This window comes from Clostridium sardiniense, assembly GCF_050584765.1.
GTDB lineage: Bacteria > Bacillota > Clostridia > Clostridiales > Clostridiaceae > Clostridium > Clostridium sardiniense_A.
Genome location: NZ_JBNOOR010000003.1, coordinates 102,793 through 123,315, shown reverse-complemented (window position 1 = coordinate 123,315; position 20,523 = coordinate 102,793). Strand labels below are relative to the sequence as shown.

Here is a 20,523-nt window from a genome sequence, read left to right as displayed (position 1 = left end):
TAGGAATATTTAGAAAATGGGTACATATATTGTTAACATAAGAGAAAAATATGTTGACATGCGAACCTGCGTTCGATAAAATGTAATCAAACGTATGTTCGTGCAGAAGGAGTGTTATTTATGAAATCAGATTCAGGCGTTTTTGTAAAATTAAACTATAAAAATATAGGTGAAAGCAATAGCTTAATTATTGATAGACAAGGAAACTTTGGAAGTTCAAAAAAATACTTAATGTGTGCAGGTAAGTATGATAAAAATGGATGGACTATAGTTTTTAAGGCTAGAGATTTTAAAGAAGCTGAAGAGATAGTAAATAATAATCCTTTTAGACATGGCAAAGACTATTCAGCTAGGATGTATCAAAATTAATATAAAAATTAATATAAAAATAAAAAGACTAGATATTTAATCTAGTCTTTTTTAATTAATTTTATAGGTCTAATAAATTCTTTTCATATGATGAATAAAGTTCTCTTAATTCACTCATAGAATCTTCAACTTGTAAGTATAAGTTTGAAGCTAATTCATAATCATTATTTTTAAATGCATCTTTAGTGCTAGTGAATAATGATTTACTATTATAAGTATCTTTAAGTAAAGTATGTCTTAGCTTATTTATTTCTGTCCATCTTGAAATATCTAAATCAAGAGCTTTTTCAGGTGCATGAAGAATTCTACTAGCTCTTATTTCTTTCATATAGTTAGTTATTACTCTATATTCTATTTCAGTAGCCCATCTACTTAATGCTGCTATTTTAAAGCTTTCTATTATTTGATCAGTAAATACTGGGTTTTTCTTTAATACATTAACCTTTTCCGGATTAGCTTCAAGTTGAGCTAAATTTTCAAAAACTGTTGCAGGAGCTTTCCCGAAATATTCACTTCTTTCTTCTTCAGTGAAATCTTCAAATACATCTTCTTCAGTTCTATAGGCTCTTCCTTTTTCTAAGTAATCAGCATCTTCACCAGGTTTTTTTGATAATTCTTTTAATAAATCATCTTTTGATTTATTAGAATTTGCAGCATATAATATACCATCAAGCATAGCTGTATAAGAGACTGCTATAGCAAGATATGTATTTGTATGAGGATTTGGTGATCTAAGTTCAAATCTAGTAGCCATAGGCTTATCAAGATCTCTTATTAATCCTATAAGTATTGTTCTATTTCTTGAAGGATTATCAGGTGCTAATCCTAAAGATGTAACAGTACATATAGGGGCCTCAAATCCAGGCTTTAATCTTTTAAGTGAATTATTAGTTGAAGAAATAAATGGATTCATTACTTCATAATTTTTAAGTACTCCCATTACAGCTCCATATCCTATTTCACTTAAGAAGTGCTCTTTTCCAACGTGGAATAAGTTAATTCTACTTCCGTCCTTTAACTTAGCACTAACTCCTAGGTGAGTGTGCATACCAGATCCAGCAACTCCATCTATTGGTTTAGCCATGAATGTTACATCAAGTCCGTTTCTTCTGAATGTTTCTTGGATTAATATTCTAACAAATAATTCATTATCAGCAGCTTGTAATGCTGAAGAGAATTTCCAGTCAACCTCTAACTGTTCCATTATATGATTGAATTTTCCTGAACTTTCTAATTGAGCTCTAACACCACCAACTTCTTTATGACCCATTTCTGGCTCAAATCCGTACTTATCCATTAAATCTAATGTTTGTTCTAAAGCAGTTCTTACATTACCTTTAGTTCTAGTCCAATATTGTTCGTGTAAAACCTGTGAAGTTGATAATTCTTCTATTTGAGCTATATTATTTGGTGTTTTTACCCAGAATTCTAACTCAGTAGCTGAAGTAAGAACAATTTCTTCTACATCATCTTTAGTTATATTGTATGTATCTAATAATTTAGGATTTTTATCAAATGCTTCCCAAAGAGATTTTTTGAAAGTTTCAATGGATGATTTTAAGATATATCTTGAATCAACAGGCTTGTTGTCGTGATATAAAAAACAAGGGATTTTAAGAGTACCAACAGGTCTGTTAGTCATTGGGTCTATGTTATCGTAGTTGTAGTCAACGAACCAATTACAGTCTAGGTCTGCAATCATATCAACTTTAGCGTTATTAAGAGTGGCAATTCCAGGAAGGACAACGGAAGAACCGTCAGTTTGAACAGCAACGCCATTTAAGAAAGAGTCGATATCATCTAAGAATAAGGTCATAGGAATTTTTTCGTCAGTATCATTCCCCGATAAATCTATTCCGACTAAAGAAACAAATTTAACTTGAGGGTTTTTAGACATAATCTCGATAATATCATTTTTAGTGTGTTTATCGCTTGGTATAGTATAAATTAAATTTTCAATCATAGTAGTATAATTCCAGATACTTTCTATCAATTTGTATCTAGAATAGCTTCACATCCTTTCTTAATTTAGGGTCGAATGAAATTGTGAACATTTAGTTAAATGTTCGTATAATCCAAATCTTAGAAAGATTTTACTACAATATATCTCGTCAGTCAATAAACTTAATAAAAAATTATATTTTATATTTGAAATAAATAAACTAAGTAAATCTAGATTTATTTTAGTTAAAGTTATAGAATATGTAGTATATAAATTTAAACGAAAAAGAGTGGAGTGATTAGGCTTTGAATAAGAAACAATTACCAATAGGTTTTTTTGATTCAGGAGTTGGTGGGCTAAGCGTAATGAGAGAAGCATTAAAACTTATGCCTAATGAAAATTACATATATTTTGGAGACTCAAAAAATGCTCCTTATGGAGTTAAAGAAATGAAGGAAGTTAGAGATTTAACATTTGATGCAATTGAATTTTTATTAAATAAGGGAGCTAAAGCTATAGCAGTAGCTTGCAATACAGCAACAAGTGCAGCAGTTGCAGAACTTAGAAGGGTCTACAAAGATGTTCCTATAGTAGGTATAGAGCCAGCAGTTAAGCCAGCAGTTGAATTACATAGAGATGGAGATGTTATAATAATGGCTACTCCATTTACCCTAACACATAATAAATTCAAGAGGCTTATGGATAGCTATGGAGAACAGGCTACTATAACTCCAATGCCTTGTGATGGATTAGTAGAATTTATTGAAAATGGGGATTTGGATAGCGAAGAACTTAAAAATTATCTTAAAGATAAATTTAAAGAGTATAAAGATAAAGATATAGCAGCTATAGTTCTTGGTTGTACTCACTATCCATTTATAATAGAGAGCCTATCAGAAGTAGTAGGAGAGGATGTTCCTATAATTGATGGTGGCGAAGGTACTGTAAGAGAGCTTAGAAGAAGACTTGGAGAAGCAGACCTTATAAATGATAGTAATGAAAAAGGAACAATAGAATTTTATAATTCTTGTGGAAGAGATGATGTAACAGAACTTAGTAAAAAATTACTTAGTATATAGAAGATAATATTTATAATAAACCGCATGTATATAAAGTACATGCGGTTTATTAAATTTAATACTAAAAAATAGTCAACATATTAGAGATTTTGAATATATTAAATTAAGAAGAGAAAAAATTCAAAAAAACTTTGTTAAATAGTTGACAAAGAAATAGGAAGTTGGTATATTATATATGTAGACAGAATTGTCAGAAAATTTGAAAAAAGAAAACTAATAAAGATAAAATAAATTTATGAGGTGATTGTAATGATGATTAATGTTAGAGAATTTTTAGGAGAAAATTTTGCTGTTGAAGATGCTATAGTACTAAGAGAACAAATAAAAGAGAACTTAAATGATGAAGTTGTTTTAGACTTTGAAGGATTAGACAGAATACCAAGCACATTCTTAACATGCCTATTCAGTGAATTAATAAATCAAAATGGAAGAGAAGCAATTTTTAACGCTGTAAATGTTAAGAACTTAACAAACTACAATGATTTTTCAAGAGTTGTAATGGGAACTACTTTCCTAAATTAACAAATGGAGTAATAGAATGAGTATATTAATTAAGATCCATAAGAGGCCACTATCTTTCCGATATTAAGATAGTGGCTTTTTTTTGCTTTTATAGAATTAATAAATTTCATAATAATCTATTAATATTATAATTACTTAACTAATAATTAACATAATACGTCTATAATAAGTATTACAACAAAAAATCAATAAAAGTTTAGAGCAAAATTAGCTTAGGGAGTGATAATATGAACTTAATAAGTGGATTAATAGACGTAGTGTTACACTTAGATAAGTATCTAGGAGTATTAATCAATAATTATGGAACGTTAGTATATGTTATATTATTTTTCATAATTTTATGTGAAACAGGATTAGTTGTAACACCATTTTTACCAGGTGATTCATTAGTATTTGCAGCAGCAGCCTTTGCAGCAATAGGGTCACTTAATATTTGGATACTGCTAATTTCTTTATCAGTAGCTGCAATACTTGGAGATACTATAAATTATAATATAGGAAAACATCTAGGGCAGAAGCTATTAAATCGTGGAGATTCAAGGTTTATAAAAAAAGAATACATAGATAAAACAAATGCTTATTATGATAAGTATGGTGGAAAAACTATTGTAATAGCTAGATTTATTCCAATAGTTCGTACATTTGCACCTTTTGTAGCAGGGATAGGGTCAATGCATTACAAGCAATTTATAACTTTCAATGCAATTGGAGGATTACTTTGGGTATTAACAGCATCTTTATTAGGATTCTTTTTTGGGAATATACCATTTGTTGCAAATAATTTCTCACTTGTTATAATAGCTATAATCTTAATATCAATTTTACCAGCGGTCATTGAAGTGATTAAAGGAAGAAAGAGTGCTGGAAAGAGTTTAAATTAAATATAAAAGATTATTTAATGTATGTTTTATTTAAATTCTTTAATGAAAATATACTATAGGCTATAGTAATTGTTTAATAGGTATAAATGAGATATAATTTCATTATATAGAACAAAATATTATCTTAAGAAGTATATGAATTTATATAAATTTTTTGGATAATAATAGTTAATAGGTTTTAGTTTTGAAAGGAGAATTTATATGAAAAATCCAATAGTAACAATAGAAATGGAAAACGGAGGAGTTATAAAAGCTGAGTTATACCCAGAAATAGCTCCAACTACAGTTGATAACTTTATACATTTAATAAATATGGGATTCTATGATGATTTAATATTCCATAGAGTAATTCCAGGATTCATGATCCAAGGGGGATGTCCAGAAGGAACAGGAACAGGTGGTCCAGGATACTCAATAAAAGGAGAATTCTCAAGAAACGGATTTAAAAATGATTTAAAGCATACTAAAGGTGTTTTATCAATGGCTAGAGCTATGCATCCAGATTCAGCTGGTAGCCAATTCTTTATAATGGTTGCAGATGCACCACACTTAGATGGACAATATGCTTCATTTGGTAAGGTTATAGAAGGAATGGAAGTTGCTGATGAAATAGTTAAGCAGCCAAGAGATCGTGGAGATAGACCATACGAAGACCAAAGAATTAAAAAGGTTACTGTAGACCTTGGAGATTACTCAGCAAAAGAACCTAAAGTAATAGAAGAGTAAGAGGTGGGCTAAATGAATAATAATAAATCATTATTAGTACATGGCTTATCAAAAAATGAAATAAATTCATTAAGATTATTAGCAAAAGTTATTGAAATAAAACCAGAAATGGTAGAACTTAAAGTTCATGAAATAGCTTCAGGCGTTGTTAATGAAGAAATTATTGAAATAGTTGAAATGCCAGATGAGAAGGTAATATTATTTAATGGATTCTCAGATGGTGAAGTTCAAATTTTAATAAAGAAAATAAGAAGAGCTGTAAAGGATGGAGTACTAGCAGTAGTAACACCTGTATCACGTAATTGGTCATTTAAGTACCTAATTACACACCTTTTAGAAGAGAGAGAATGGTATAGAAAACAGCAAAAAGGAGAGTAATAGTCTTGAGTAGAGTTGGAGATAGAATTAAGGAAGCTAGACTTAAAGCTAATATACCTCAAAAAGCATTAGCTAAGAAGCTTGGTGTTTCTGAAAAGTATATAAATGAAGTTGAAATGGGAAGAAAAGTTGCTCAAGAAAGTTTCATAAATAAAGCTTCAAAGGTTCTAAATACTGATTTAAATGATATCAATATGGTAGTTACTGATGAAGATTTAATGGAAGAAAAGAGAGTAGCTAAAGAATCTAAACCTAGCTTTAAAAAAGATAATAAATCAAATGAAGTTTGGGAAAATGCTTTTTCTTCAGTTTTAAAGAATGTTCCTATATATGATTATGAATTAAAAAATGTTAAGGGACATAAGGAATTACCTATACATTCAAATAAAGTTGAAGGTTATCCTCAAGATAAGGTAATATATTTAGAAGTTTCTGATGATGAAATGAGTGGATTTAGAATGCTAAGGGGAGACTTAGTATTTGGGCACTTAGTTACTGAACTTAATCAAAATGGTTTTTACTTAGTTAATTACAAGGGAGAAACTAAAATAAGAGAAGTTAGAAGACTAGATAATTCTAAAGTATTACTTATGAGCAACAGAGGAAGTGCTATGACTGAGACTGTTGAAGTTAGAAATATGAAGGTAGTAGCAAGGTTAGATAGAGTAGAAATTAAGCTATAAATAAAAAGAAAGTACATCTATGGATGTACTTTCTTTTTATTATATATGTTTTACAGCACCTTTATCAAAAGTCATATACTTTCATACAATAAGTATATGATAAGAATAATCTCGAGGTGAATTAGAGGTGGAGAATAAGTTAGATACTTACTTAGAACTATATAGAGCATTAGGCAGGGATACAATTAATAAACTAAATTTATTTAAAGAAAATATGATTGATGGAGAAAATGCGATAGAAGTTATAATAATAAGTGGGGAAAGTGTGGATAACATATCACAAATTGTGAATGGTATAGGCGGAAAATATGAAAGCCTGGGGTATGGATATGGAATAGTGACCATATCTGTTGATAAAGTAGATCAATTAGAAGATTTAGATGCAATACAGTATATAGAATTACCTAAAGCTTTGTATTTTTCAGATATAAATAGCAATAGAGCGGCTTGTATACCAGAAGCGCAGTCCAGTTACAATGTAGGTGGAGAAGGTGTTGTTGTAGGATTTATAGATACTGGAATAGATTATATGCATCCTGCATTTAGAAATGCCGATGGTACTACAAGAATAGAGTATATTTATGATTTAAGTTTAGGGGGAGCTATATATAATAAAGCAACGATAAACGAGGCTATATTAAATGAAGATCCATCTAGTATAGTTCCATCAAATGATTTAGTAGAACATGGAACTCATGTTGCTGGAATAGCATGTGCTGGAGGGCGAATTCCAGTGGCTAATTATGGGGTAGCGCCTAAGAGTTCTATAATTATGGTAAAAGCAAACCGAGGAAGGTTTGCCCTTAGTACTCAAATATTAAGAGGCCTTAAGTTCTTGGTTGATAGGAGCAAGGAGCTTAAAATGCCTTTAGCTGTAAATATAAGTTTAAGCACTAATGATGGAGCACATAATGGTCAATCACTATTAGAAAAATATATAAGTACGGTCTGTGATTTGGAAAGAATAACCATAGTTATAGCAGCAGGTAATGAAGGGGATGCTTCACATCATGTTGGAGGAGAGCTTAGAGGCGAGCAAACAATATCAATAAATATTGCAGATGATGAGCCATCTGTAGAATTAGCTTTATATCATGATATTTTGTCAGAGATAAATGTTCAAATAACAAGCCCAACAGGTAGAGTAAGTGGAGGAATAAGAATAGAGCAAGGGCTAAATGAAATTAATTTAGACGGAGATAGAATTGTATTTTATATGTCAGGACCTAAACCTTTTGATTTGCTTGGAGAAGTAGTTATAGCATTCATTTCAGGGGGAGAATATCTTATTGCAGGTGAGTGGAAAATAAGATTAAATGTTTTGAATGAGTATAGAGGAAATTATGATATATGGATGCCTGTATCAGAAGGCCTTAATAAAAATACAAAATTTTTAAGACCAACACTCTTTAATACATTAGGAATACCAGCGACAGTTAGTAATGTCATATCAGTTGGAAGTTATAATTATATAACTAATACCATATCAAGCTTTAGTGGAAGGGGAGCAAGTGGAGATCCAGCATATACAAAGCCAGAACTTATAGCTCCAGGGGAAGGGATAATCTCATCCATTCCTTATAATAATTTTGATGCTAAGACAGGGACTTCTATGGCAGCACCTCATGTTACAGGTATAGCTGCATTATTTATGCAGTGGGGAATAGTAAAAGGGAACGATAAATTCTTATATGGTGAACGGCTAAAGAATTACCTAGTTAGAGGTTCGAAAAGAGATAGACCTAGTGTAACTTATCCTAATCCTTTATGGGGGTATGGAACTGTATGTGCATATAATGCTTTTGAGATATTGAGGAATACACTAAATCTACCGAGATTTAAACAAGGACTCGAAAGCTTAAATAGGCAAGAGATAGGGAGGAGAATAATTGAGTATACAGGAGATATTCAAAAAGCTATAGGTGCATATCCAAATGCACGAATAATAATATTAGATGAAAATTTTGCAGTAATAGCAGCACCTGATAATGAGATAGATAAAATAACTTCTACGGTACCAGAGATTGTATTTGTAGAACAATCACCGGTTTATACACTTAATGACATATCTCCAGTGTATGCATCTAATGCACCTATCTTTCACAAAAATCCCTATCTTGGTTTAAATGGAAGAGGGGTGTTAGTAGGTATACTTGATACTGGAATTGATTATATGAATACAGAGTTTACTAGAGAAGATGATAAAACACGGATAGTATCATTATGGGATCAAAGTATTACAGATGGAACTGCAGAAAGCTTTGCACAGTATGGAATAGTATATTCAGAAGAACAGATTAATAATGCAATAAGTGTAGGGTTAAGTGGAGGAGATCCGTATTCTATTGTTAAAAGTAGAGATGAAATAGGACATGGAACTATGATGGCAGGACTTGCTGGTGCAAGGGGAAAGAATCCGGAACTTGTAGGGGCAGCGCCAGACTGCAATTTTGTAATAGTAAAACTAAAGGAAGCATCACAGGAATATTTAAGGGATTTTGGTGTAACTACACCCGGAGTTGGAAGATATGAAAATACAGATATGATATTAGCAATAAGATATATATTAAATGTGGCTAGAAGCAGGAATCTGCCCGTTGTGATATATATCCCAGTTGGTACTAATGTAGGGTCTCATGATGGAACTTCTATTGTAGAGAGATATATAGATGATATATCTAAGAGAAGAGGACTTGTTGTAGTTACAACAACAGCGAACCAAGGAGATGCAGATACGCATACTTTATCAACTATAGCAGCAACAGGTGATACAGCGACAATGGAGCTTAGGATAGCTCCTAATCAAACAGAACTATATTTTCAAATATGGATGAATAGTCCTGATAAAGTATCTTTATCTATAGTATCACCCTCAGGAGAGATTATAGAAAAGATACCAGCAAAATTGAAGCAAACTGAGGAGATAAAGTTTGTCTTTGAAGGGACAAGGATGTTTATACAATATTCAATTCCAGAAGAGCAAACAGGGGATGAACTAATAATTATAAAAGCAGAAAATTTAAGAGAAGGAATATGGCAATTTAAATTAATAGGTGATTATATAGTTGATGGAAGGTGTTACTCTTGGATACCTCAAAAAGATTTACTTCAAGAAGGTACAAGATTTTTAAATTCAAATCCATATACGACGCTAGCACTTCCATCAACATCACGTAGATGTATAGCTGTTGCATATTATAATCAAAATAATAATGCCACAGTAGGAAAGTCAGGGCGAGGATATACTAGAGATGAAAGGATAAAACCAGATATAGCAGCAGGAGGAATAAATGCACTAGTACTGTCACCAGGTGGGGGAACTAAGGTTGCATCTGGATCATCTATTGCAGGGGGGGTTGTTGCTGGATGTTGTGCACAACTACTTCAATGGGGAATCGTAGATGGAAATGATCCAACTATGTATTCCGTAAAGATAAAGACATACCTAACAAGAGGAGCTGGAAAGAGAGAAGGAGATGTATATCCAAATCGTGAATGGGGATATGGGACTATTGATATGCAGGGTGTGTTTAATAATATTAGGTCTAGAGGTTATAGAAGCACTATATATGATGAATTTTATATAGGAAATTTATTTGTAAGGAAACCAAATGATTTCACCAATGAAGATGAAAAAGCATAAGTTATTTATAAAAGAAATATTAAGGAGCACTTTATGGCTGATAAAGGAAGTTTAAAAATTCAGTGTTTTAGTGGAGATGATTATATCCCTGTAGAAGGGTGCAAAGCAACTGTAACTCCCCAATATGGTACATCAACTCAGGTTCAATTAGTAACGGATTCTTCTGGACTTACTCAAACTATACAATTAGACGCGCCTCCGTTTGAGAATTCACAGCAACCTGGACAAGAATTACCATATGGGTTGTGTAATATAACAGTTGAAAGAGATGGATTTCAACCTTTCGTGGTCAATGGATGTCAAATATTCTCTAGAGAAACAGCTTATCAAAAATGTAATTTGTCAGAGACACCTACAGCTAGAGCAAGCAGAGCAGAAATTATAAATATACCGCCGAATAGACTTAATGGTAATTTCCCCAAAAAGATTCCTGAAGAGGTAGATAAGCCATTACCACCACCATCTAGTGGGGTAGTATTACCAAAACCTGTTGTACCAGAATATATTATAGTTCATGAAGGGGGACCTAATGCACCGGGGAGAAATCATAGAGTTCTTTATAAGGACTATATTAAAAATGTTGCTTCAAGTGAAATATATTCAACGTGGTCAAGCAATACAATAAGAGCTAATGTATTTTGTATTATATCATTTACATTAAATAGAATTTACACAGAATGGTATAGATCAAAAGGTAAGAATTTTGATATTACTAATTCAACAGCTTATGACCATGCATTTAATTTTGGACGTAATGTATATGAAAATATAGGCGATATAGTAGATGAAATATTTTCAACATACGTAAGAAGAATAGGAAGAAAGCAACCACTTTTAACTCAATATTGTGATGGTAAGAGTGTTATTTGTCCAGAATGGCTTAGCCAATGGGGAAGTAAGGAACTTGGAGATCAAGGGATGGTCCCATATGATATATTAACTCACTATTATGGAAGTGACATTGAGCTTACTACAGCGGAAGTTGTTAAAGGAAGCCCTCAATCTTACCCAGGATATGACTTAACTGTTGGCTCAAGGGGAGAGCCGGTCAGAGTAACACAAGAATATCTAAATAGAATAGCTAGAAATTATCCATTAATACCTAAAGTAGCTGAGGATGGTGTATATGGAGAAAGTACGGCAGAGCAAGTAAGAGTATTCCAAGGTATATTTGGATTACCAAAAACAGGAATAGTAGATTATAAAACATGGTATAAAATTTCAGAAATATATGTTGGAGTTACTAAAATAGCAGAACTTAAACAATAAGGTAAATGACCATTTCTATATTAAATAAGAAATGGTCATTTATTTGAAAAATATTAAGAATTTAATGTTTTTCTATTTTTAAAATAGAATATTAAGCATTGAGAAATAAAGATTAAGCTTAACATTCCAAATAGTGGGTATAAAGTTGATATAAGATTACCAAAGCCTATTTGCGATATTGGGAATGCTATTAATAATACTAATAGTATCCCTTTTTTAAATCCTATTTTAAATGATTTTTCTAATGTTTTACTTATAGAATATACATCAGAAACCTCTGTTGAGAACATTTCTAAAAGTATAACCATAAGAAGAAGTGCTTGTAATATTGTACTAAATCTTTTTGCCACAAATAATAATGGTATTTCAAGGTCATAAATATAAGGTTGATTTATTGTAAGTAATAAATTTATCATTAGGCAAAGTAATGTAAGGCCTAATGCACCAAATACAACACCTAAAGACATAGTCTTTGTCTTCTTTATACTTGTACTTAGTGGTACTAAAACACCACAACAACACAAGATGTTATAGCCTGCATAAAGAATTGTTGATACAACAAGTCCACTTTCTTTTTTAGGTGTAAAGCTTAATATGTTTTCAAATGTCATAGCATCACGACAAAGTACAAAATAAAGTATTGTAATAGTTGATATTGTAAATATCAAGGTTGGGACTATGAAGGAATTAACCTCTATTAACCCATTTGTACCTCTAAGTAAGAAAAATATAGAAATTGCAATCATAATTAAAGTACCAACTATTTTAGGAATTCCAAAAAACTGATTAATAAGTGCTCCGCTTCCTGCAAGGATTATAGATGCACTTGATATTAAATAAATTGTTGTTATACCTCCTGTAATTTTCCCAAAAAAGTTTGGACTAATTTTATGAATAACATCTCCATAGGACTCTAGTTTATATTTGATACTTATTTTTGAAATTATAGTACCCATTGCAATATAGAATAGTCCACAAATAATTATAGATACAAAGCTAGCTACACCAAAAGATGTGAAAAATTGTGTTATTTCTTTTCCGGAAGCAAGACCAGCACCAACAACTGTCCCTATAAAAACAACTGCAACTTGAAATACTTTAATCCATTCTTTTTTCAAGATATACCTCCTTATAAATACTCCTAATATCAAATATACAAAGTATACTTAAGATTTATTCTATTTATAAGTGAATAAGGTGAATTTTCTAAGGAAAACTAATAGGAGATTAAGAAGCACTAAAGAGGAGTGAGTTTTTTGAAAAAGAGGAGATTATTTATTTTATTTATGATATTTATTTTATGTATAGTTGGATGTAAGGCAAAAGAGGAAAAGGTTGAATTACAGCAAAAATTCAATACTCAAATTGCAAAAGAGAAAGCAATTCAATATATGGAAAGGCTTAAGGCGAATGATGTATCAGGTGCTAATGCTATATCAACTCCAGAACTTGCAGCTAGTAATAAAATAAAAGAGCTATCTAATATGCCTATTGTAGCTTTTGAGCCTGGAAATGTAACTGAGACTGGGATGAGTTCATATATTGTATTTTTTTGTTCTAGAACAAATGGCCATTTATCAGATGCAGATTTAGATATGGTAACCTTAAAGATAATTAAATCTGGAGAGGAGTATAAAGTTGCAGATGTTAAAAGTGATAATGTTAAAGAAATATACCATGATAAGGATGAGCTTAGAGTACTAACAAAGGGAACAGGAAGTAGTCAATTAATACTTAGATTAAAAGATTTACCTTTAGAAATTTATCCAAAGGGGCAAATACCAGTTATAAAAAAAGTTACAGTACCAAAGGATAGATACTCTGTAATAGGTATAAGTTATAAGGGTAGCAATATAGGAATAAGTACAACAGATGGAAAAAATAGCTTTATTGGAGTTGCTATTATTGAAGAGGCTAGTATTGAAAGTAATGCAAGGGTATCAGATGAAAGAGTGGCTCAAGGCGGAAGTACTGGTGGCGGAAGTAGTACTGGCGGCGGATTAAATGAAAATACATTAAAAAAAGCATTAGAAAAACCTATTGCACAAAAAATATCTGGATATGATGTTTTAGAAGATAGTCAAGTTAAAAAAATGATGTTTAATGAAGAAGAAGGTTTTTTAATAGTTCAATACACAAAAGGGAATGGAAAGTCATTAGGACTAAAGATATACAAAAATCCTGAAGGAGATTTGTTCCCAATAGAATTTGATAAAATATTCCCAATAGATAAATATAATATTGAATATGTAAAGGCAACAAAAAATAATATGATAATTAATGTTACAGCAGGAAATAAAAGCAATGCATCACAAGATATCCTTGGGAATTATGAAATAGATTTAGTAAAAGAAACTATTGAAAAATTGTAATAGGAAATAAAATTTCACTTATGATATTATAGTATAAAAGAGACATAATAATGGAGGAAATCATGGTGAAAGAATGGAATGGAAAAAGATATCACAGCTTAAACTATTTCCTAAGAAATAAATTTGACGAAAAAGTGTTTAAAATATCGTTAGATGGAGGATTTTCTTGTCCAAATAGAGATGGTACTATAAGTATAGGTGGTTGCCTTTTCTGTAGTGAAAGTGGATCAGGAGATTATGCTGGAAATAGAGTTTTATCAATAGGTAAGCAATTTTGCGATATAAAAGAGATGATGAATAAAAAGTGGAAGGAAGGTAAGTATATTGCCTATTTTCAAGCTTTTACAAATACATATGCACCAGTTGAAGAGCTTAGAAGAAAGTATGAAGAAGCTATAAGCCAAGAAGGTGTAGTTGCACTTGCTATTGCAACTAGACCAGACTGTTTGGGTGATGATGTATTAGATTTATTAGAAGAGATAAATAAAGATATATATGTTTGGGTGGAACTTGGACTTCAAACTGTATCTGATGAGACAGCAAGAAAAATAAATAGAGGATATAAATTAGAAGTATATGAAGATGCTATAAAAAGATTAAAAGAAAGAAATATCGATTTTGTAACTCATTGTATATTTGGGCTTCCTGGTGAAACAAAAGAAGATATGCTTAAAAGTGTAGACTATATAGCACACTCAGGGTCTAAGGGAATTAAGTTCCATCTTCTACATTTAATGAAGAATACTCCTATGGTTAAGTTATATGAAAGAGGAGAGCTTGAATTTGTATCACAGGATGATTATATAGACTTAATATGTAAGTCCATAGCTATGCTTCCAGAAGATATGATAGTTCATAGATTAACTGGAGATGCACCAAGGGATCTTTTAATAGGGCCTATATGGAGTCTTAAGAAGTGGGAGATATTAAATGCTATAGATAAAGCTTTAATAGATAATGAGATATATCAAGGAAAAGAATTTAGAGAAATTCATGACAAATAATTAAATATATTTTTATAACATAAAAAGCCCTTAGGGGTTTTTTGTGTTATATAGATTGAAAGTGGAGGCGTTTTATGAATATAGATATTATTATTTCAGCAGATCATATAGAAGAAAATTTATTAAAGGATAAGGTTGTAGTTGTTATTGATATGCTTAGGGCAACAAGTGTTATAACTACTGCATTTATGAATGAGTGCAAAGAGGTAATACCTTACTTGACTGTTGAAGAAGCAAGAGAGAAAAGCACAGAATTTAAAAGTGGACAATGTGTTCTTGGTGGAGAGAGAAAGGCAGTTAAGATAGAAGGATTTGATTTATCAAACTCACCTTTAGAATATACAAAAGATATAGTTAAAGATAAAACTGTAATAATGACTACAACAAATGGTACTAGAACTTTAACAGAGTGTGCTAAGGCAAAGAGAGTTTTTGTTGGAGCTATGATTAATGGGAAAGCAGTAGCTGAGAAATTAATAGAACTTGGCGAAGATGTTGTAATAGTTAATGCAGGAACAAATGGGCAATTTTCAATGGATGACTTCATATGTGCAGGATATATGATTAATGAGATGCTTAAGATGAGTTCTAAACTATACCTTACTGATATAGCTAAAACTGCAAACTATATATATGAAAATAATACCGGAATAGAGAGCTTTATAAAGGATGCAAGACACTATGGAGTAATGAAAGATCTAAACCTTATGGATGATATTTCATATTGCATGAAAAAAAATATTACTGATATTGTTCCAGAATATAAAGATGGACATATTATAGAATAAATTAACCCTATAAAGGGTATTAAGAATTTTTGAGGGGAAAGGCATGGGTAGGTGTAAGTATCCTAAGTGTATCAAAAAAAATAATATAAAAGTGTTAGAAGACTCTTCCGAAAGCAATTGTTATAAAATAAGTATTGATGTTTCAAGTGAGGGAGATACCATACTTATAATTTCTAATTATCCTAAAAGAATAGATAGCAGAGGGTGTAGCAAGACCTTCAAAAAAATACTAAAATACCTTAATGAAAAATCTTATAAAAGCTTTATAAATGGAGTAAAGAGGATAGTTATAACTAATTTATTTTCAGCATATGAAGTTGATATAAGGGATGAAAATTATACAGAAAACTTATATATAAATAATGATATAATTAAGGAATGTATAAGTGAAAGTGATATAATAATTGCGGCATGGGGAGAGCCTTGCATCATCAATAAAAAGGTTTACAGGGACAGAATTAAAGATATATTAGAATTAATAAGAGATGAATTTTTAAATTCTAATTCTAAAAAGGAATTTTTAAGAGTGGGGGATTTAACTAAGTTTGGATATCCAAAGAACTCTTTAGCATGGGAATTTAAAGAAGAACTTAATCCTTTCTATAATTAAAAAAGCTACCCTAAAATTAGGGTAGCTTTTTAATTAAATATATTTATTTTAGTAGTTTTCTACAAATAATTCAAAGTATGATTGAGGGTGTAAGCAAGCTGGACACTTAACTGGAGCTTCAGCACCTTCAAATATGAATCCACAGTTTCCACATTTCCATAAAGTTTCAGCTGAATCTCTCTTAAATACTCTTCCGTTTTCTATATTTGCAGCTAATTTTCTATATCTAGTTTCATGAGCTATTTCTGCTTTAGTAATCATTCTAAATGCTGCAGCAATTTCAGGGAATCCTTCTTCTTCAGCAACTTTAGCAAATGTAGGATAAAGGTTTGAATTTTCATCATGTTCACCTTCAGCTGCAAATATTAAGTTTGTTTTTGTATCAGTAGGTAATTCTACTGGATATGCTGCATTGATTTCAATTCCTTCTCCTTGGAAATCATCCTTTAAGAATTTATAGAATCTCTTAGCATGTTCTTTTTCATTTTCAGCAGTTTCCATGAAGATATTTGAAATTTGGTGATAACCTTCTTTTAATGCTGCACTAGCAAAATAAGTATATCTTGTTCTAGCTTGACATTCTCCTGCGAAAGATTTCATTAGATTTTCAGCTGTTTTTGTTCCTTTTAAACTTTTCATAACTAACTCCTCCTTAAATATGTACAATAAATATTAACGAATAATTATTTTCCGAAGAAAACTTATGAATTAATTATAGTACTATAAAATCCAATAAGCAATTAACGTGCTGTTAACAAAGGGGTAATTATTATAATTATATGTTAAAAATATGTAATTATTAAAAAGTATAAATATTAATTATTAATATGATTATTAAACTACTTGGAATACAAAGAATTTTAGATAATATGATTCATCAGAATTCCAAAGTATTGGGTGATCTGAAGATTGAGTTCTAAATTCTATTTGTCTTAATGTTCTATGTGAATCATGCGCAGCTTCAGCAATTGTAGATTTTAGTAAATCTTCTGCCATGTAGTGAGAACATGAGCATGTAACAAAGTAACCACCAGGTTTAACCATTTTTAATCCTCTAAGGTTAATCTCCTTATAGCCTCTCTTTGCACCACTTATTGTATCTCTTGATTTTGTGAAGGCTGGAGGGTCTAATATTACAACATCAAACTTTCTTCCTTCTTTTGACCAAGAAGATAATACATCAAAAGCATTATGACATTCAAATTTAACTGTATCTTGAAGTCCATTAAGCTCAGCATTTCTAGTCGCACAATCAACTGCATGTTGTGATACATCAATACCAAGTACTGACTTTGCTCCAGCTATTCCAGCATTTAATGCAAATGACCCAGTATGAGTAAAGCAATCTAGAACATCTTTTCCTTTGCAAATTCTATGTATTGCAGCTCTATTTTCTTTTTGGTCTAAGAAGAAACCAGTCTTTTGACCATTTTCTAAATCTACAATATATTTAACTCCGTTTTCTATAATTTGAATATTAGTATCAAAAGGTTCTGTTAAAAATCCTTTTGTTTGCTCTAATCCTTCTATTTCTCTAGTTTTAAGGTCGCTTCTTTCGTAAACTCCTTTAGCATTATATTCTTCAACTAATATTTTTGTTACTATATCTCTGTATTTATCCATACCTAAAGTAGAAATTTGTATTACGTAATAGTCTTCAAATTTATCAACTGTAAGTCCTGGAAGGAAATCAGCCTCTCCAAATATAAATCTACAAGATGATGTATCAATTACAGTTTTTCTATAATCCCATGCAGCCTTAAATCTTTTTTTGAAGAATTCTTCATTTATTTCTTCGTCTATGTCTCTTGTCATTATTCTTATAGCAATTTTACTTGCATCATTTATGTATCCTTTACCTATAAAGAAATGTTTGTGATTATAAACTTCAACTATGTCTCCATTTTGATACTCACCATCATATTCTTTAATTTCATCTGTATATATCCATGGTCTGCCTTGTTCAGCTTTTGCCTTTTTGCTTAACTTTTCTAAGTAGAATTTACTAGCCATTTAATTGTAGCTCCCTTCAAATTAATTCTTTTAAGATTATAACACAACTTTTTTAATGTTATTCCAATAAAAATAACTTGTTTTTTTATCGTATTGATAATATATTATAAAAAAGATTTACTGAAGAATAGTTTTTAGGAGGACGTTATGAATTTATTTTTAAATGAAGAAGCAAATAGATGTTTATTATGTAAAAAACCAAGATGCAAAGAGTTTTGTCCTATAAGTACTCCGATTCCAGAAATTATAGAACTTTATAGAGAAGGCAAACTTAATGAGGCAGGAGAGATATTATTCCAAAATAATCCTCTTTCAGCTGTGTGTGCTATAGTTTGTCCACACGAAGATCAGTGTGCAGGTAACTGTATAAGAGGAATTAAAGGTGAACCAATCCATTTTTATGAAATGGAAGAAGAAATTTCAAAAGATTACTTAAATAATGTTAAGTTTGAAAAGCCAGTAGCTAATAGAGATAGAATTGCAATAATTGGTGGAGGACCAGCAGGAATAACTATTGCATTTACATTAGCAAATAGAGGGTTCAAAGTTACTATATTTGAAGCACATGAAAAAATAGGTGGAGTTTTAAGATATGGAATACCTGAATATAGACTTCCAAATACAATGGTTGATAAAATCGCAGAAAAGCTACAGGAATTAGGAGTTCAAATAAGACCTAACATAATGATAGGACCAGTTATTACATTAGATAGATTATTTGAAGATGGATACAAATCAGTATTTATAGGAACTGGTGTATGGAATGCTAAGAAGTTAAATATAAAAGGTGAAACTCTTGGAAATGTTCATTATGCTATAGATTATTTAAAAGCACCAAATGTTTATAATTTAGGTGATACTGTATGTGTTATTGGTGCTGGAAATGTTGCTATGGATGCCGCTAGAACAGCTAAGAGAAATGGTGCGAAAAATGTTTATGTAGTATATAGAAAACATTTCGATCAAATGACAGCAACAAAGAAAGAAATAGAAGAAGCTAAAGAAGATAATGTAGAATTTAAATTATTTAGAGCTCCAGTTGAGATATTAGAAGATGGTATTAAGGTAGTTAAAACTGAAAATATAGAAGTTGATGGAAAAATCCAAACTAAAACATTAGATGGTCAAGAAGAGATAATACCATGTGATTCAACAATAATAGCTGTAAGTCAGGAGCCAAGATCAGTTATTGTTTCAAGTACAACAAGATTAGAAACAAATAAGTGGGGACTTGTTATAACAGATGAAGAAGGTCATACAACAAGAGAAGGTGTATTTGCTTCAGGAGATGTTGTTACAGGGGCTAAGACTGTTGTTCAAGCGGTTGCTCATGCAAAACATGTTGCAGATGCAATGGAAAGATATTGTGAAGAGAATAAATAAAAGTATATATAATAAGACTGTGAGAAGTTTAAATTTTAATTTTAAAATTTAAATTATAGCAATAAATTATATTTAACATTTAAAAATATAATAAAAAATAAAAAGGATATAGCAAATGCTATATCCTTTTATAAGTCTTATTTTTCAGTATTTTTAGCTGGATTTTTATTTGTGGAAGTCCACTCATTATTTCCTTCAGTTTTTTCTTTATGACAATCAGATGAAAAACCTTCAGATTCTACTGGAGTTGAAATCCATTGGTTATTAGTTGCAGTTTTTTCATTTTTATTCATAATAAACGCCTCCTTTTTTATAACACTATTAGTTTTAGCATTATAAAAAATTTAATCCGAGGAATTTATTTGTATTCACCATTTTCAAATTGCTCTATTAAACCTTGAATCTTAAATACACATCTAGCACCGCCACAGCATCCAGTTCCAGCACCAGTTGCTTTTTTAACATCCTCCATATTTCTAGCACCATTTCTTATAGCATCTTTTATAGTAGCTCTATTAATAGCCTTACACACACATACTTTAGTTAATTTATCCATTATTTCTTGATTTGCATTGTTATTTTCCATATTTACTCCTCCTAATACTAAGTAATTTATATTTTAAATTTTCAATTAAATTTCATATTTATTTTTCTATAAGACAATTTAATCATTCTTTAATACAAAAATCAATACTAAGTAATAAAAATTATTATTTAAATTGAGCGAATTTATAAATTTATGTTTAATTGACTTTTTTAGGGGCATAATATATAATGTTTTTAATAAAGACAATGATTAGGAAAAGTAGTTAATAGCCTTGCTTAAAGAGAGTAGCTGTTTGGTGAGAAGCTATAGTAAAT

Annotated in this window: 20 protein-coding genes; 14 read left to right on the top strand and 6 right to left on the bottom strand. The window is 30.6% G+C overall.

Going from position 1 to position 20,523, the window contains the following annotated elements:
• The first annotated feature begins 120 nt into the window (after nucleotides 1-120).
• Nucleotides 121-369 carry a hypothetical protein gene (locus ACQPUW_RS14415; protein WP_430838190.1) on the top strand — a complete coding sequence of 83 codons (249 nt, stop codon included), beginning with the start codon at nucleotides 121-123 and terminating at the stop codon, nucleotides 367-369.
• A 61-nt stretch (nucleotides 370-430) separates the two neighbouring features.
• On the opposite strand, the gene ACQPUW_RS14410 is transcribed toward ACQPUW_RS14415, so the two are convergent.
• Nucleotides 431-2,332 (bottom strand): glutamine synthetase, encoded by a 1,902-nt coding sequence (locus ACQPUW_RS14410; RefSeq protein WP_430838189.1) that lies wholly within the window; start codon nucleotides 2,330-2,332, stop codon nucleotides 431-433.
• A 284-nt stretch (nucleotides 2,333-2,616) separates the two neighbouring features.
• On the opposite strand from ACQPUW_RS14410, the gene murI reads away from it, so the two are divergent.
• From murI to ACQPUW_RS14370, 8 genes are all read left to right on the top strand, one after another.
• Entirely contained in the window at nucleotides 2,617-3,390 is a 774-nt protein-coding gene (gene murI, locus ACQPUW_RS14405; protein ID WP_430838188.1) for a glutamate racemase, read from the top strand.
• Between the two features lie 249 nt (nucleotides 3,391-3,639).
• Entirely contained in the window at nucleotides 3,640-3,912 is a 273-nt protein-coding gene (locus tag ACQPUW_RS14400) for an STAS-like domain-containing protein (RefSeq protein WP_430838187.1), read from the top strand.
• 227 nt (nucleotides 3,913-4,139) lie between these two features.
• Nucleotides 4,140-4,793, top strand: coding sequence for a DedA family protein (locus ACQPUW_RS14395; RefSeq protein ID WP_430838186.1), 654 nt, complete (start codon nucleotides 4,140-4,142; stop codon nucleotides 4,791-4,793).
• 201 nt (nucleotides 4,794-4,994) lie between these two features.
• Nucleotides 4,995-5,519: a peptidylprolyl isomerase gene (locus tag ACQPUW_RS14390; protein WP_430838185.1), complete on the top strand. Its 525-nt coding sequence runs from the start codon at nucleotides 4,995-4,997 to the stop codon at nucleotides 5,517-5,519.
• 12 nt (nucleotides 5,520-5,531) lie between these two features.
• Nucleotides 5,532-5,897, top strand: a complete 366-nt coding sequence (locus ACQPUW_RS14385) for a DUF3783 domain-containing protein (RefSeq protein WP_430838184.1) — start codon at nucleotides 5,532-5,534, stop codon at nucleotides 5,895-5,897.
• Between the two features lie 5 nt (nucleotides 5,898-5,902).
• Nucleotides 5,903-6,580, top strand: a complete 678-nt coding sequence (locus ACQPUW_RS14380; RefSeq protein ID WP_430838183.1) for a helix-turn-helix domain-containing protein — start codon at nucleotides 5,903-5,905, stop codon at nucleotides 6,578-6,580.
• Between the two features lie 127 nt (nucleotides 6,581-6,707).
• Nucleotides 6,708-10,223 carry a S8 family serine peptidase gene (locus ACQPUW_RS14375; protein WP_430838182.1) on the top strand — a complete coding sequence of 1,172 codons (3,516 nt, stop codon included), beginning with the start codon at nucleotides 6,708-6,710 and terminating at the stop codon, nucleotides 10,221-10,223.
• Nucleotides 10,224-10,256: 33 nt separating this feature from the next.
• Nucleotides 10,257-11,492, top strand: coding sequence for a peptidoglycan-binding protein (locus ACQPUW_RS14370; RefSeq protein ID WP_430838181.1), 1,236 nt, complete (start codon nucleotides 10,257-10,259; stop codon nucleotides 11,490-11,492).
• Nucleotides 11,493-11,545: 53 nt separating this feature from the next.
• Here ACQPUW_RS14370 and ACQPUW_RS14365 read toward each other — a convergent pair whose 3' ends face one another.
• Nucleotides 11,546-12,610, bottom strand: coding sequence for a YkvI family membrane protein (locus ACQPUW_RS14365; protein WP_430838180.1), 1,065 nt, complete (start codon nucleotides 12,608-12,610; stop codon nucleotides 11,546-11,548).
• Nucleotides 12,611-12,748: 138 nt separating this feature from the next.
• Here ACQPUW_RS14365 and ACQPUW_RS14360 point away from each other — a divergent pair, with 138 nt between their 5' ends.
• From ACQPUW_RS14360 to ACQPUW_RS14345, 4 genes are all read left to right on the top strand, one after another.
• On the top strand, nucleotides 12,749-13,864 hold the full coding sequence (locus ACQPUW_RS14360) for a hypothetical protein (protein WP_430838179.1): 1,116 nt from the start codon (nucleotides 12,749-12,751) through the stop codon (nucleotides 13,862-13,864).
• A 62-nt stretch (nucleotides 13,865-13,926) separates the two neighbouring features.
• On the top strand, nucleotides 13,927-14,868 hold the full coding sequence (locus ACQPUW_RS14355; RefSeq protein WP_430838178.1) for a TIGR01212 family radical SAM protein: 942 nt from the start codon (nucleotides 13,927-13,929) through the stop codon (nucleotides 14,866-14,868).
• Between the two features lie 74 nt (nucleotides 14,869-14,942).
• Complete coding sequence (locus ACQPUW_RS14350; RefSeq protein WP_430838177.1) at nucleotides 14,943-15,656, top strand: 2-phosphosulfolactate phosphatase family protein; 714 nt, start codon at nucleotides 14,943-14,945, stop codon at nucleotides 15,654-15,656.
• A gap of 43 nt (nucleotides 15,657-15,699) precedes the next feature.
• Nucleotides 15,700-16,266 carry a DUF1643 domain-containing protein gene (locus ACQPUW_RS14345; RefSeq protein WP_430838176.1) on the top strand — a complete coding sequence of 189 codons (567 nt, stop codon included), beginning with the start codon at nucleotides 15,700-15,702 and terminating at the stop codon, nucleotides 16,264-16,266.
• Nucleotides 16,267-16,314: 48 nt separating this feature from the next.
• Here ACQPUW_RS14345 and rbr read toward each other — a convergent pair whose 3' ends face one another.
• Together rbr and ACQPUW_RS14335 are read right to left on the bottom strand one after the other, a co-directional pair.
• On the bottom strand, nucleotides 16,315-16,905 hold the full coding sequence (rbr, locus tag ACQPUW_RS14340) for a rubrerythrin (RefSeq protein WP_430838175.1): 591 nt from the start codon (nucleotides 16,903-16,905) through the stop codon (nucleotides 16,315-16,317).
• Nucleotides 16,906-17,100: 195 nt separating this feature from the next.
• Nucleotides 17,101-18,279, bottom strand: a complete 1,179-nt coding sequence (locus tag ACQPUW_RS14335) for a class I SAM-dependent rRNA methyltransferase (protein WP_221861304.1) — start codon at nucleotides 18,277-18,279, stop codon at nucleotides 17,101-17,103.
• Nucleotides 18,280-18,426: 147 nt separating this feature from the next.
• Between ACQPUW_RS14335 and ACQPUW_RS14330 the strand changes: the two genes are divergently transcribed.
• Nucleotides 18,427-19,662, top strand: coding sequence for an NAD(P)-dependent oxidoreductase (locus ACQPUW_RS14330; RefSeq protein WP_430838174.1), 1,236 nt, complete (start codon nucleotides 18,427-18,429; stop codon nucleotides 19,660-19,662).
• A 137-nt stretch (nucleotides 19,663-19,799) separates the two neighbouring features.
• Here ACQPUW_RS14330 and ACQPUW_RS14325 read toward each other — a convergent pair whose 3' ends face one another.
• Both ACQPUW_RS14325 and ACQPUW_RS14320 read right to left on the bottom strand, forming a co-directional pair.
• Nucleotides 19,800-19,955 carry a hypothetical protein gene (locus ACQPUW_RS14325; RefSeq protein ID WP_430838173.1) on the bottom strand — a complete coding sequence of 52 codons (156 nt, stop codon included), beginning with the start codon at nucleotides 19,953-19,955 and terminating at the stop codon, nucleotides 19,800-19,802.
• Nucleotides 19,956-20,020: 65 nt separating this feature from the next.
• Nucleotides 20,021-20,248 carry a (2Fe-2S)-binding protein gene (locus ACQPUW_RS14320; RefSeq protein ID WP_430838172.1) on the bottom strand — a complete coding sequence of 76 codons (228 nt, stop codon included), beginning with the start codon at nucleotides 20,246-20,248 and terminating at the stop codon, nucleotides 20,021-20,023.
• Between the last annotated feature and the right edge of the window lie 275 nt (nucleotides 20,249-20,523).